This is a genomic window from Flavobacterium sp., from assembly GCF_031537875.1.
Taxonomy (GTDB): Bacteria; Bacteroidota; Bacteroidia; order Flavobacteriales; family Flavobacteriaceae; genus Flavobacterium.
Window position 1 is genome coordinate 206,354 of the sequence record NZ_JAVKNB010000011.1, and the last position, 15,661, is coordinate 222,014.

Consider the following 15,661-nt stretch of genomic DNA (forward strand, 5'->3'; position numbering starts at 1 on the left):
AATACAAATTTTAAATTTTTAGTCTCAATTGGAAAAAACAGTAGACCTTATATGTGCAGGAGAAGTGCTTATCGATTTTATAGGCCATGAAGTAAATACATCAATTAATAGAACCAAAGATTACCACCGTTTTCTAGGTGGATCTCCAACAAATATAGCTGTAAATGCCACTCGTTTAGGATTGAAATCGGTAATTGTGGCCACTTGTGGAGAAGATGGTTTGGGCGAATATATCGTAAGAAAGTTAAAAGACAATCACGTAATTACCTCTCAAGTTAGAAAGTCTGAAACAGAACCAACTTCGGTAATTTTTGTTTCTAAATCAACAGGGACACCTGATTTTATTCCATATAGAGAAGCGGATTATCAAATTTTACCTTCTCAAATTCCGGATGAATTATTAGAAAGCGCTAAAATTTTTCACACCACTTGTTTTGCATTGAGTAAAAATCCAGCGCGAACTACCATTGTAGAAAGTGCTAAAAAAGCGAAAGCCTTAGGATTACAAACGAGTATTGATATCAACTTTTCAGAACGCATTTGGCCTGACAGAGAAGAGGCTAAGCAAGTACTGAGAGAGTATTTATCAACTAATCCTTTAGTGAAATTAAGTGAAGACGATTGTTACCGACTTTTTGCAGCTTCTAAAACAGAAGATTATATATTTGACTACTTCCATGAACTAGGTGCTTCAACCATTTGTTTGACCAAAGGAAAAGATGGAGTCGTTTTATCTGATAAAGAATATGGAATGTTTCATCAACAAGCCACTCGAATTGATGATATAAAAGATACAACAGGAGCCGGAGATGCTTTTTGGACAGGATTTTTATATGCCCGTTTGTTAGGAAAAGATTTTGAACAAACAATTACGATTGCTCAAAAATTAGCTGTTTTAAAATTACAAAATGTAGGGAGATTGCCTGAAGGAATTAATATTCAGGAATATTTAGGGGCAGAGAATTAATGTTTAATCCGATTGATTTTGATCAATCTTAAATTTAATAAGTATGAAAAAAGGAGCGGTCAAAATTGCGATGTATTTGAACTACTTTGTTTTTGCCATTTTGCTCAACAGTGTAGGAATTGTGATTCTTAAATCACAGGCGAATTACGGTGTAGATGAGTTGCAAGCAAGTATTCTAGAAGCTTTTAAAGATTTGCCTATTGCGATTGTTTCTTTTTTAGTAGCTTCTTTTTTGCCCCGAATTGGGTATAAAAAAGCCATGCTTATCGGTTTAGGCTTAGTTGCTATAGCTTGTTTAAGTATGTATTTTGGCAATTCGTTTAATGCAGCTAAGATTTTATTTGCTACGGTAGGGGTTTCGTTTGCCTTAATCAAAGTTTCGGTTTACTCGCTTATTGGAACGGTTACTGAAAGTCAACAAGAACATAATAGTTTAATGAGTAGCATTGAAGGAGTTTTTATGATAGGCATTGCTTTGGCTTATTTTTTATTCCCTGCTTTTAATTCAGATAGTAACCCCGATTCTTGGTTAAATGTATATTGGTTGTTAGCGGGATTAACTTTAGTATCCTTTAGCTTTTTGTTTTTTACTCCATTTGAAGAATCAAAAGAAATTGCTGGAGTAAATCTAGCCGATGACTTTGCTCAAATGTTTGCTTTGTTTGCTAAATTGTTAACCATTGTATTTGTAATTAGCGCCTTTTTATTTGTCATGATAGAACAAGGAATCATGTCTTGGCTACCTACTTTTAATAGTAAAGTGCTCCATCTCCCTGAGAACATTAGTATTATGATGGCAAGTATTTTAGCGATTAGCTTGGCTGTGGGTCGAATACTAGCGGGAATTATTACCAAAAAAATCAATTGGATTTGGGTACTTAGTTTTTGTATCATCTTGGCAATGCTAGTAGTGGTTTTTGTACTGCCAAAAACAGTCGGATTGCAAGTGCAAGAAATTAATACATTAACTGACATTCCTTTGATAGGATTTGCCTTTCCATTAGTAGGGCTTTTTATAGCGCCTATATACCCGTTGTTAAATTCGGTAGTTTTGAGTGCTTTGCCTAAAAAGTTACATAGTGCAATGACCGGATTGATTGTTGTTTTCTCTGCTTTAGGAGGTACTTTAGGTTCTCGAATAATTGGTTATTTATTTAAAAACGAAGGCCCTGAAAACGCATTTTATTACACGTTAATTCCGATGGCATTATTATTAGTTTCCTTTTTTATATTGAAAAAATTAACCACCAAAAATGAAGTTACATCTTGATATTAATCAAACCTTAAATCAACTTCTTTTACAAGAAGATACGGATCAAGACAAACGAATTACCATTGAAGATAAAGGCTCTAAAGTATTTGTTATTGATGGTAAAAATGTTGTTGTTGAAGGGACGTATGCGTTGTCTAATCTTTTGCAAGAACTAATTTTAGCTAAAGAGAGTGGCGTTGATTTTATTGAGACGGATAAAATTTTTGAGTTACCAGCCAATAGATTGTCAAGAGTAATTAAAGATTATTTTTGGGAAGGATTGACGAGGACTATGGACGAAGACGGACTAAAAAATGTCTTGACTGATGTAAAATCTAAATCAGGAGATCCTATTATTTATGTCCCGTTTACAGATCCAGTTGCTTTTGATTTTTACACTCAATTGGCTCAAAAATACCAATTTAAAGTAGTACAACTTCCTGAAAAAATCACGCCAGAATATGTAAGTGGAATCAATGATCAAGGAGGGGTTCTCTCATTAAAATTAGTAGAAAAATCAGGCAAACTAGTAGGAAAACCATTTGTAGTACCAGGAGGAAGATTCAACGAAATGTACGGCTGGGATAGTTATTTTGAAAATATCGGACTGTTAATTGATGGCAAAATAGAATTAGCCAAAAGCATGGTCGAAAATTTCGCTTACCAAATCCAACATTATGGTAAAATTTTAAATGCCAATAGATCGTATTATTTAACTCGCACCCAACCTCCTTTTTTCTCTAGTATGGTGCTAGAAGTATTTAATGCCATGCCAGTTAAAGAGTTGGATTGGCTTAAAGAAAATATAAGTATTGCTATTAAAGAATACGAAACGGTATGGATGCAAACCAATAAACGGTTGACTTCAAATGGACTTAATCGCTATTTTGCAGAAGGGATAGGATTGCCTCCTGAAACTGAAGAAGGTCATTATGATGATATTCTGAAACCCTATGCAGATGCTTTACAAATGACCATTTCCGACTACGAAAGAGGGTATTACCAAAGAAAAATACAAAACCCAGAATTAGACGCTTATTTTGTTCATGATCGAAGCGTGAGAGAAAGTGGTCATGACACCAGTTACCGTTTAGAAGGCATCTGTGCTTCTCTCAATGTCGTAGAATTGAATGCGATGTTGTACAAATATGAAACCGATTTTGCCCAGATTATCATTACTCATTTTAATAATGAGTTTGAATACAATCAAAAAAAATACAACCAAGAATATTGGATAGAAAAAGCGGCTACTCGCAAAGAATTGATAAATCAGTTGCTTTGGAACGAGGAACATCATTGTTATTTTGATTATAATATTGAAACAAAATCGCAACATTTATTTTTGTCAGCCACTAGCTTTTTTCCGCTTTGGGCAAAAATTGCTTCGCCAGAACAAGCGCAAAAAATGGTGCAACACGAACTTCCAAAATTAATTTTTGATGGAGGTATTGCGGGTTGTGCTCCCGAAGCCTTGGCGCAAATAGGGGGTGATCAAATGAAACGTCAATGGGATTTTCCAAATGGCTGGGCTCCTCACCAAATGATTATTTGGCAAGGTCTAGAGAATTATGGGTACCATGATTTGGCACAGGAATTAGTTTATCGTTGGTTGTGGATGATTACCAAAAATGCCTGTGATTATAATGGAACAGTACCAGAAAAATACGATGTCGAAATTGCTTCTCACAAAGTATTTGCTGAATATGGTAATCAAGGAACCGATTTTGAGTACATCACAAGAGAAGGTTTTGGTTGGATGAATGCTTCATTTCAGCTAGGAATGCAGTTGTTGCGAGTGGATTTAAAGTTACAATTGAATCAATTGGTTCACCCTGAAAAATTATTTTCTAGAAAGAAATAAACTGATTTGTAATTTGAACAAATATTTTTTTAACTTTATAGTTCACTAAAATAATTTGTTATGACTGTAAACCAAATCTTAAGTACAAAAGGCAAAGAAGTATATTCTGTGCTATCTACCAATACAGTTTATGAAGCTTTGACTGTAATGAGTGAAAAAAACATTGGGGCAATACTTGTAATTGAAGACACTGTTTTAAAGGGAATTCTTTCAGAAAGAGATTATGCTCGTAAAATTGTGTTGAAAGATAAATCATCAAAGGATGCTTTGGTCAAAGAGATTATGGTTAGCGAAGTGATTTGTATTAAACCATCAGATAATTTAGACTATTGTATGGAATTGATGAACACTAAAAAAATTCGTCACCTTCCCGTTGTAGAAAATAATATAGTAGTAGGTATTATATCCATTAGTGATGTAGTTAAGGCTATTATTGAAATTCAGAAAGACACAATCAATCATTTGAATTCGTATATCACACAGTAAAAAATTAGAATAATTAGTCGGACAGCTGCAATTTATTGCGGCTGTTTTTTTTAACTATTATTCAAAAACAGGACTCTTTTCTGTAAAAGAATTGACTTAAATACTCCTTTTTAATTCAATAGTCCTATCTTTGTCAGTCAGAAAAAATATAACAAAAATGGATAAAAATAATAAAAAAAGTGAGGCTTTATTATATCATTCAAAACCCCAGCCAGGTAAAATTCAAGTACTTCCAACTAAAAAATATGCTACACAAAGAGATTTGTCTTTAGCTTATTCTCCTGGAGTTGCTGAGCCTTGTTTAGAAATTGCAAAAGACGTTAATGACGTTTATAAATATACTACAAAAGGAAATTTAGTTGCCGTAATCTCTAATGGTACTGCCGTTTTAGGATTAGGTGATATTGGACCAGAAGCATCCAAACCAGTAATGGAAGGAAAAGGATTGTTGTTCAAAATTTTCGCAGGAATTGATGTTTTTGACATTGAGGTAGATACCAAAAATGTCGAAGAATTTATTCAAACGGTTAAAAATATCGCGCCAACTTTTGGAGGAATCAATCTAGAAGATATCAAAGCTCCTGAGTCGTTTGAAATCGAGCGTCGCTTGGTAGATGAATTGAATATTCCGGTAATGCATGATGACCAACACGGGACTGCCATTATTTCTTCGGCGGCACTTTTAAATGCGTTGGAATTAGCGGGTAAAAAAGCCGAGGACATGAAGATGGTTGTCTCTGGAGCTGGTTCTGCCGCTTTGGCTTGTGCCGATTTATATATTTTATTGGGAGTTAAATTAGAAAACATAGTAATGTTTAATAGTAAAGGATTGTTAACTAAAGACAATCCATCGCTATCGCCATTACAACAAAAATATGCTAAGGATATGCCACAAATGACTTTGGCGGAAGCCTTAGTTGGTGCGGATATTTTCTTAGGCTTATCTTCTGGAGATATTATGTCGCCAGAGATGTTATTGACAATGGCCGACAATCCTATTGTGTTTGCCATGGCCAATCCGATACCTGAAATTGATTACAACTTAGCGGTTGCTACTCGAAAAGATGTTATTATGGCTACGGGAAGATCTGATTTTCCTAATCAAGTGAATAATGTACTTGGATTCCCATACATTTTTAGAGGTGCATTAGACGTTCGTGCTACCAAAATTAACGAGGCGATGAAAATGGCAGCGGTAAGAGCTTTGGCAGCATTAGCAAAAGAAAATGTTCCAGAGCAAGTAAACATTGCTTATGGGGTGACCAAATTAACTTTTGGTAGAGAGTATATTATTCCTTCTCCGTTTGACCCAAGATTGATTACTGTAGTGGCACCTGCTGTGGCTAAAGCAGCCATGGATTCGGGAGTGGCATTAAATCCAATTACGGATTGGAACGAATACGAAGAAGCACTTCTTGAACGTTTAGGAAATGACAATAAAATGGTTCGTTTGATTACCAATAGAGCTAAAAGAGACCCGAAACGAATTGTTTTTGCTGAAGCAGATCATTTAGATGTTTTGAAGGCAGCTCAAATTGTATTTGAAGAAGGAATTGGTTTTCCAATCCTCCTAGGAGACAAAGAAGTAATTTTAGAGTTAAAAGAAGAAATAGGTTTTGTTGCTGATGTTACCATTATTGATACTAAAATTGCAGAGGAAGAAGACAGAAGAAACCGATTTGCAAATGCCTATTGGAAAACAAGACAAAGAAGAGGAATTTCGTTGCTAGATGCTCAAAAATTGATGCGAGAAAGAAATTATTTCGCAGCAATGATGGTCAATGAGGGAGAAGCCGATGCTTTGGTTTCTGGGCATTCAAGAAGTTATCCTTCAGTGGTAAAGCCTATGTTGCAACTGATTGATAAAGCACCAGGAGTTTCTATAGTAGCTACAACAAATATGATGATGACGGCTCGTGGGCCAATGTTCTTATCAGATACTGCTATCAATATTAATCCTTCTGCTGATGATTTAGCAAAAATTGCTATTATGACGGCTAATACAGCAAGAATGTTTGGTATTGAACCTGTAATTGCGATGGTTTCATTTTCTAATTTTGGTTCTTCAACGAATGAAGGCGCTGCCAAAGTGAGAGAAGCGGTGGCTTATTTGCATAAAAATCATCCTGAATTGATTGTAGATGGAGAAATTCAAGCTGATTTTGCTTTAAATCAAGACATGCTAGAGAAAAAATTTCCGTTTTCTAAATTAGCGGGTAAAAAAGTGAACACCCTAATTTTTCCCAACTTAGAGTCTGCAAATATTACCTATAAATTATTGAAAGAATTGAATAATGTGGAATCTATTGGACCTATCATGTTAGGAATGGGAAAACCAGTTCATATTTTTCAATTGGGAGCAAGCGTAGAAGAGATGGTCAATATGGCTGCGATTGCAGTAATTGATGCTCAAGAAAAAGAAAAAAACAATTAAATATACGATAATAGTTTATCCCCCACATAATTATGATAGCACATATTCAAGGAAAATTAGTAGAGAAGACACCCACCGAAGTTGTAATTGATTGCGGTGGTGTTGGGTACCATATTAATATTTCATTACATACCTATTCATTACTTCCCAATTCAGACCAAATTAAATTATTTACATATCTTCAAGTTAAAGAAGATTCCCATTCTTTGTTTGGCTTTTTTGAAAAATCAGAAAGAGAAATTTTTAAAATGCTTTTGTCTGTTTCAGGAATTGGAGCAAGTATTGCTAGAACCATGTTGTCCTCTTTAGAACCGAAACAAATTATTCAGGCGATTGCTTCAGGCGATGTAGGAACGGTTCAGTCAATTAAAGGAATCGGAAATAAAACCGCTCAGAGAGTCATACTAGATTTAAAAGACAAAGTCATCAAATTGTATGATTTAGATGAAGTTTCGATGGTACAGAACAATACAAATCGAGATGAAGCGTTATCTGCTTTGGAGGTATTAGGTTTTGTTCGCAAAGCTTCAGAAAAAGTAGTCGAAAAAATAATCAAAGAAGAACCAGATGCCTCTGTGGAATCGATTATCAAAAAAGCATTAAAGAGTTTGTAATTGCATAAAGAAACGTTGAATTTTATGAATAAAATTTGTCAGCTATTGCTAATTTTATTTTCTACTTATGTAGTTCAAGCTCAGGGTGTATCTGCCGCTCAAGACACTATTCCAAAAGGTTTTTTCGTTGGAAAGATTAACATTAAAAATCCAAAAAGTGTTCTTTCAGGATACACTTATGACCCTGTTACAGATCGCTATATTTATACCAATACTGTTGACGGGTTTACCATTGATTATCCGATAATTTTGACTCCTAAGGAATATGAAAACTTGGTTTTGAAAGAATCGATGCGCAATTATTTCAGAAAAAAATCAGATGCAGTTGACGGTAAAAAACAAGGTGCTGATGCCGCTAAAAAAGATTTATTACCCAAGTATTACATTAAATCAGGTTTGTTTGAAACTATTTTTGGAGGCAATTCGATAGATGTAAAACCTACGGGATCAGTCGAAATGGATCTGGGAATGCGCTATACTAAACAAGATAATCCTTCTTTTTCCCCAAGGAATCGTTCTACCACCACTTTTGATTTTAACCAACGAATCAGCTTAGGTTTGACGGGAAAAGTTGGAAAGCTTTTGTCAGTAAATGCTAATTACGATACCCAATCTACTTTTGCCTTTCAAAATTTAATCAAGATTGCTTACGATCCAAAATACAGTGCAAGTGAAGATGCTATTATACAGGATATTGAAGTAGGGAATGTGAGCATGCCTCTTAACAGTACTTTGATTCGAGGAGCGCAGAGTTTATTTGGTGTAAAAACCAAATTACAGTTTGGTAAAACTACGGTAACTGGAGTTTTTTCAGAACAAAAATCAAAAACAAAAAGTATAGTAGCTCAAGGTGGAGGTACTGTTCAAAATTTTGACATTTATGCACTTGATTATGATAGTGACAGGCACTTTTTCTTGTCACAGTACTTCAGAAATAGGTACGATATTGCTTTAAAAAATTATCCTTTTATTGATAGTAGGGTTCAAATTACTCGTTTGGAAATTTGGGTAACCAATAAGCAAAATAGAATTACAACTACCAATAATAACATCAGGAATATCATTGCGCTTCAGGATTTAGGAGAAGCACAACTTTCTGGTTTGTCTGACAATGAGGTGGTGGTTGCCAATTCTCCAACAGGCATATTTAATAAACCTATTGATTCTCCTTCAGACAACTCTAATAACGATTATGACCCGGATCAAATCAAAACAGGAACGGGATTATTGAATAGTAACATTCGAGAGATTGTAACTGCCAATTCAGGATTTAATACCTCAGTTAGCGAAGGGCAAGATTATTCAAAATTGGAAAATGCAAGAAAGTTGAATCCCAATGAATATACCTTTCATCCTCAATTAGGATACATTTCGTTACAACAAAAATTAGCCAATGACGAGATCTTGGCAGTAGCTTATCAGTACACGGTAGGAGACAAGGTGTATCAAGTAGGTGAATTTGGTAGTGATGGAGTAGATGCAACTGTAGTTACCGGAAATACACCCTCTACCAAGGCGGTAATCACTCAAAGTTTGATTTTGAAGATGCTGAAAAGTAATTTGACAAATGTCAAAAATCCTGTTTGGAACTTGATGATGAAAAATATCTATCAAATTCCAATGGGGTACCAATTAAAACAAGAAGATTTTAGATTTAATATTTTATATACAGATCCGTCTCCGCTAAATTATATTACTCCGGTTCCGGGAAGTACTTTTCCTGCTAATCCAACTTTAGGGAATAAGGTTGCCGAAACTCCTTTGTTGAAGGTTTTTAATTTGGACAAATTGAATTACAATAATGACCCTCAGGCTGGAGGAGATGGTTTTTTTGATTTTATGCCAGGTCTTACCATCGATGCTCAAAACGGAAGGGTTATTTTTACAGTAAAGGAGCCTTTTGGGGAGTTGCTTTTTTCTAAATTATCCAACCCAGGTTCTGGCGAACAATACAGTGATATAGGAACGTATAACCCCAATCAGAAAAAATACGTATTTCGAAGTATGTACCGAAATACACAATCAGGAGCATTACAGGATAGTGAAAAAAATAAATTTTTATTGAGAGGTAAATTTAAGTCGTCTTCGGGTGATGGAATTCCAATTGGAGCACTTAATGTGCCTCAAGGATCGGTGAAGGTTACCGCAGGCGGTAGAGTTTTATTAGAAGGGATAGATTATAGTGTCAATTATCAATTGGGGAGAGTACAAATCTTAGATCCTTCTCTACAGGCTTCTAATACTCCAATACAAGTTTCGTTAGAAAACAATTCTGTTTTTGGTCAACAAACCAGACGTTTTATGGGAGTGAATGTGGAACATAAATTCTCAGATAAGTTTTTGGTGGGTGCTACGTTCTTAAAACTAACAGAAAAACCATTTACTCAAAAATCAAGTTATGGTCAAGAATCAGTGAACAATACTATTTTTGGATTCAATACTAATTTTTCAACTGAAGTTCCTTTCTTAACTCGGTTAGCAAATAAATTACCTAATATTGATACTGATGCTCCTTCTAATCTTTCGGTAAGAGGAGAAATTGCATTTTTAAAACCAGATACGCCAAAAGCAGACCAATTTCAAGGAGAATCTACTGTTTATGTAGATGATTTTGAAGGTTCTCAATCTACAATTGATATGCGTTCCCCTTTAGCATGGAGTTTATCTTCGACTCCGGTAAATGATTCGGAAAGTACGTATAATTTTAACGAAAGTTCGAATAATTTAAGTTACGGTTTTAAAAGAGCAAAATTAGCGTGGTATTCTGTCGATCCTGTTTTTTATACTCAAAAACCTTCTGGTATAACCAATGATGACTTGTCGTTAAATTCAACAAGAAGAATTTTTAGTAAGGAATTGTATCCTTTGACGGATATAGCTCAAGGACAATCTCAAGTAGTGAATACATTAGATTTGAGTTATTATCCTTCTGAAAGAGGGCCATATAATAACAATCCAAATATTGCTTTAAATCCAAGAGATAATTTTGGAGGAATAACGCGAGCGATTAATTCGACCAATTTTGAACAAGGAAATGTGGAATATATCCAATTTTGGGTGTTGGATCCTTATGTGGGTCAAGGAGCGACTTCGACAGCCAACACGGGTAAAATCTATTTCAATTTAGGTGAAATTTCAGAAGATGTTTTAAAAGACGGCCGTAAACAATATGAAAATGGATTAGGACCAGATCAAATTATGACGAATCCAAGACCGATTTGGGGAAATGTGCCTGCGTCTCAATCTTTGATTTATGCTTTTGATACTAATTCGGCCAATAGAACGAACCAAGATATAGGTTTGGACGGATTGAAAAATGATGATGAAGCAGCTGTTTATACTAATTATTCTTCAGAAACAGATCCGGCTGGGGATGATTATACCTATTATCTAAATACCTCGGGAGATGTCTTGAAACGATATAAAGACTATAATGGGGTCGATGGTAACTCTGCAGTTGATATTAATACACCCAATAGAGGTTCGACAACTTCTCCTGATGTAGAAGATATCAATAGGGATAATACTATGAATACCATCAATGCGTATTACGAGTACAGTGTTGACATGATGCCTAATATGCATGTGGGACAAAATTTTGTCACGGATGTTAGAAACACACAAGTTGAATTGCCTAACGGAGCTACTACTGAGGCCCGCTGGATTCAATTTAAAATTCCTGTTTCGCAACCCCAAAATACTATTGGAAGTATTTCAGATTTTCGTTCGATTCGTTTTATGAGAATGTTCATGACTGGATTCAGAAATCAAGTTACGGTTCGTTTTGGAGCTCTAGATTTAGTGCGAGGAGAATGGAGAAGATATGCCAATACTCTTGACGCTAGAGATACTAATGTAGATGATGATAGAACCGATTTGGATGTTTTGGCAGTTAACTTACAACAGAATAATGAAAGATGCCCTATCAATTATGTGACACCTCCAGGTGTGGTTAGAGAACAATTGTACAATAATAACACAATAATTAATCAGGATGAACAATCCCTTTCATTGCGTGTTGGTGGAGATGGTTTAGAGTCGGGCGATTCAAGAGCTGTTTTCAAAAATGTAAGTGTAGATATGCGTCAGTTTAAAAAATTGAAAATGTTTTTACACGCAGAATCATTACCTAATGAAATCGCAATTAGAGACAATCAAATGATAGGTTTCATTCGTTTTGGTAATGATTTTACACAAAATTTCTATCAAATTGAAATTCCGTTGAAAGTAACCTTACCATCATCTTCATCCACTTCAAACTGTTCTCCTTTGAGTGCCGAGGTGGTTTGGCCAGAAGACAATCAAATAGATTTGTCTTTGGACTTATTGACAAAGTTGAAAGTATTGGCTATGGGGATTGATCCAACTAGTTTGCCTTTGGATGGGATTTATTATAAAAATGAAGATGAATTGGATTCTGGATTGTCTAATAAACCCAACAAACTACGTTTAGGTATAAAAGGGAATCCAAATTTTGGTTTGGTACGAACTCTTATGGTGGGTGTAAAAAGTAATGAGGCTACACGACGTATTAAAGGTGAGGCTTGGTTTAATGAGCTACGTTTGGCCGATATGGATAATAAAGGCGGTATGGCGGCTATTTTGAATATTGATTCTAATATGGCTGATTTTGCTACAGTTTCTGCAACCGGAAAGAAAAGTACTATTGGGTTTGGAACTTTAGAACAAGGTCCAAATGAAAGAAGCCGAGAAGATATTCAGCAATATAATATTGTGACTAATTGGAGTTTAGGGAAGTTATTACCTAAAAAATGGGGAGTTAATTTGCCATTCAATTATGGAGTGGGAGAGGAAGTGATTACTCCTGAATATGACCCGTTTAATCAAGATATTAAACTAAGTCAATTGTTGGATAACACAGCCGACGCTTCAAAACGCGCTAATATTAGAAATAGAGCTATTGATTATACAAAGCGTACCAGTATTAATTTTATAGGGGTTAGAAAAGACAGAGGGGCAAATCAAAAATCACATATTTATGATCCTGAAAATCTTACTTTTTCTCAGTCTATAAACGAAGTACAACGACATGATTTTGAAATTGTAGATTATGTAGATCAAAAAGTCAGCACTTCGTTGGATTATGCATATACTTTTAAACCCTTAGCGGTTGAGCCTTTTAAAAAGGCAAATTTTATGAAAAAAAGTGGCTATTGGAAGTTGCTTCAGGATTTTAATTTTAATTTTTTACCGTCTAATATTACTTTTAATACAGATATTATTAGACAGTACAATCGTCAACAATTCAGACAAGTAGAAGGTGTGGAAGGAATTGGATTAGACGCCATGTACCGACGTAATTATGCCTTTAATTATCAATATGGATTTAATTATAATCTAACTAAATCTTTGAAGATTAATTATACGGCGTCTTCGGGCAACATTATTAAAAGTTATTTGAATAAGGATAACACTTCTAAAGAAGGATTGACAGTCTGGGATGATTATTGGAATATTGGAGATCCAAACCAACACCAACAACAGGTGGTCATGAACTATGAACTTCCTATTAATAAAATTCCACTTTTTAGTTTCGTCAAAGCAACCTATTCGTATACTGCTGATTATAGTTGGCAAAGAACTTCAGAAGCGTTGTCAAAAATAGAAATAGGAGGGACTGCATATAATTTAGGGAACACTATTCAGAATGCCAGTTCAAATAATCTGAATGGGACATTCAATATGGAGAGTTTTTATAAATATTTAGGATTGACTAAATCAAATCTCAATACAAGACCAAAACCAATTGCGCCGCCTAAACCAGGAGAAAAAATAGTGAAGTCCAATTCGCAGCAAAAAGTAAATTCTAATCCTTTTGTTGATGGATTAATAGGAGTATTGACTAGTGTTAAGAATATTCAAATGACTTATACTTCCAATAGTGGAACTGTATTGCCTGGTTATACTCCTAGTATAGGTTTTCTAGGGACTTCAAAACCTACATTAGGATTTATTTTTGGAAGTCAAGACGACGTACGTTATGAAGCTGCTAAAAATGGGTGGTTAACCAATTATCCAAATTTTAATCAAAATTTCACTCAGGTTAAAAACAATATTTTCAAGGCTTCGGCTAATGTAGATCTGTTGCCTGATTTAAAAATTGATTTGACGTTGGATAGATCATTTTCACAAAATTTTTCGGAGCAATATGATGTAAATAATGGGGTTTATAATGCAAGATCGCCATATAATTCTGGTATTTTTTCTATCTCAACAGTTTTAATAAAAACTTCTTTTTCTACCAGTGATGAAACTGGTTCTGCAGCTTTTGACGATTTTAGAAACAATCGATTAATTGTTGCTAATAGATTGGCTACACAAAAGGGAATCGATATTTCAAATCCTGCTAATATTGGAACGGATGGGTTCCCATTAGGATTTGGAAAGAATAATCAAGCGGTATTGTTGCCAGCTTTCTTGGCGGCTTATTCAGGAAGTGATGTTTCTGGGGCTTCATTAGGAATTTTTAGAAATTTACCATTGCCAAACTGGTCTTTAAAGTACAATGGATTTATGCGCTATGAGTTCTTTAAAAAGAATTTCAAACGAATCTCATTACAGCATAATTATAGAGCTTCGTATACGATTAATGCATTTAGATCTAATTTTGAGTACGATAAAAACCCTAATGGATTGGATAAAAATGGAAATTTTTATAATCCAACGATTATGTCTAATATCAATTTAGTGGAGCAATTTAGTCCGCTGATTCGTTTGGATATAGAATTAAAAAGTTCGCTAAAGGTGTTAACTGAAATCAAGAAAGATCGCGCATTATCAATGAGTTTTGATAATAATTTGTTGACTGAGGTAAAAGGAATGGAATATGTTGTAGGCTTAGGATATCGATTTAAAGATGTTATTTTTTCTTCAAGATTAGCAGATACTCCTACGGGAATTATTAAAAGTGATATTAATTTGAAAGCAGATTTATCGTATCGAAACAATAAAACGATTGTTCGTTATTTAGATTACAACAACAATAAATTAGCTGCTGGGCAGGATTTATGGTCTTTAAAAATTACTGCAGATTATTCGTTAAGTAAAAATCTAACCGCTATTTTCTATTACGATCATTCTTTTTCTAAGGCAGTTGTTTCTACTACTTTTCCATTGACTAATATCCGATCTGGATTTACAATTCGTTATAATTTTGGAAATTAATTTTCAATTCTAATTCAAATTTCGAGCGAAGATGTTACCTTTGTCGTCTAAAATTCAATAATTAATTTTATATACGCATATTATGAATATACCTGCAAATTTAAAGTACACTAAAGATCACGAATGGGTTAGCATTGATGGAGATGTAGCTACCGTTGGAATTACTGATTTCGCTCAAAAAGAATTGGGAGATATCGTTTATGTTGAGGTAGAAACGTTAGACCAAACTTTAGCAAAAGATGAGGTTTTTGGAACAGTAGAAGCAGTTAAAACAGTTTCTGATTTGTTTTTGCCTTTATCTGGAGAAATTATTGAGTTCAATGAAGAATTAGAAAGTACTCCTGAAAGTGTAAACTCGGATCCGTATGGTGCAGGTTGGATGATCAAAGTTAAAGTATCTGATTTAGGAGAAATAGATTCATTGCTTTCAAGTGAATCTTACAAAGAATTGATTGGTGCTTAAAAATCTGTTTTTTTGGATAGCATTATGTTGGACAGGAGTAGTGCTCTTTTTTTGTTTGGCACCATCTAATGATATTCCAGCGATTAATATCCCCAATTTAGATAAATTAGTTCACGCTTTTTTTCATTTTGTATTTACCATACTTTGGTTTTTGTTTTTCAAAAAACAAGTCAAAAAAAAGAACCAATTAAAGTTACTTGTAGTTGCTGTTGTTTTTTCTGTACTATTTGGAATAGGAATAGAGATCTTGCAAGATCAATTTACAATTTCAAGAAATGGTGATTTTTTTGATGTTTTGGCTAATTTCACGGGTGCAGTTATTGCCTTTAGTTTTGTGCTTTTTGCCAAAAAAATAAAAAACCGATCTATTTAAAGAATACTAATATAATCCCGCTTCGG

At 34.4% G+C, this 15,661-nt stretch carries 9 protein-coding genes; all 9 read left to right on the forward strand.

Annotated features, from left to right (window positions below; translation table 11 throughout):
- The first annotated feature begins 28 nt into the window (after window positions 1-28).
- The 9 genes from RMR09_RS08175 to RMR09_RS08215 all read left to right on the forward strand — a co-directional run bounded on the left by RMR09_RS08175 (window position 29) and on the right by RMR09_RS08215 (window position 15,635).
- On the forward strand, window positions 29-967 hold the full coding sequence (locus tag RMR09_RS08175; protein ID WP_310595307.1) for a PfkB family carbohydrate kinase: 939 nt from the start codon (window positions 29-31) through the stop codon (window positions 965-967).
- Window positions 968-1,010: 43 nt separating this feature from the next.
- Window positions 1,011-2,237, forward strand: a complete 1,227-nt coding sequence (locus RMR09_RS08180; protein ID WP_310595308.1) for an MFS transporter — start codon at window positions 1,011-1,013, stop codon at window positions 2,235-2,237.
- Window positions 2,221-4,080: a trehalase family glycosidase gene (locus tag RMR09_RS08185; protein WP_310595309.1), complete on the forward strand. Its 1,860-nt coding sequence runs from the start codon at window positions 2,221-2,223 to the stop codon at window positions 4,078-4,080. Before RMR09_RS08180 ends, RMR09_RS08185 begins: the two co-directional genes overlap by 17 nt.
- Before the next feature lie 60 nt (window positions 4,081-4,140).
- Window positions 4,141-4,566: a CBS domain-containing protein gene (locus RMR09_RS08190; protein ID WP_310595310.1), complete on the forward strand. Its 426-nt coding sequence runs from the start codon at window positions 4,141-4,143 to the stop codon at window positions 4,564-4,566.
- A gap of 157 nt (window positions 4,567-4,723) precedes the next feature.
- Complete coding sequence (locus RMR09_RS08195; RefSeq protein WP_310595311.1) at window positions 4,724-7,000, forward strand: NADP-dependent malic enzyme; 2,277 nt, start codon at window positions 4,724-4,726, stop codon at window positions 6,998-7,000.
- Window positions 7,001-7,032: 32 nt separating this feature from the next.
- On the forward strand, window positions 7,033-7,614 hold the full coding sequence (gene ruvA, locus RMR09_RS08200; RefSeq protein WP_310595312.1) for a Holliday junction branch migration protein RuvA: 582 nt from the start codon (window positions 7,033-7,035) through the stop codon (window positions 7,612-7,614).
- Window positions 7,615-7,638: 24 nt separating this feature from the next.
- Window positions 7,639-14,799 (forward strand): cell surface protein SprA, encoded by a 7,161-nt coding sequence (gene sprA / locus RMR09_RS08205; protein WP_310595313.1) that lies wholly within the window; start codon window positions 7,639-7,641, stop codon window positions 14,797-14,799.
- 82 nt (window positions 14,800-14,881) lie between these two features.
- Window positions 14,882-15,262 carry a glycine cleavage system protein GcvH gene (gcvH, locus tag RMR09_RS08210; RefSeq protein WP_310595314.1) on the forward strand — a complete coding sequence of 127 codons (381 nt, stop codon included), beginning with the start codon at window positions 14,882-14,884 and terminating at the stop codon, window positions 15,260-15,262.
- Between the two features lie 40 nt (window positions 15,263-15,302).
- On the forward strand, window positions 15,303-15,635 hold the full coding sequence (locus tag RMR09_RS08215) for a VanZ family protein (protein ID WP_310595476.1): 333 nt from the start codon (window positions 15,303-15,305) through the stop codon (window positions 15,633-15,635).
- Window positions 15,636-15,661 lie beyond the last annotated feature (26 nt).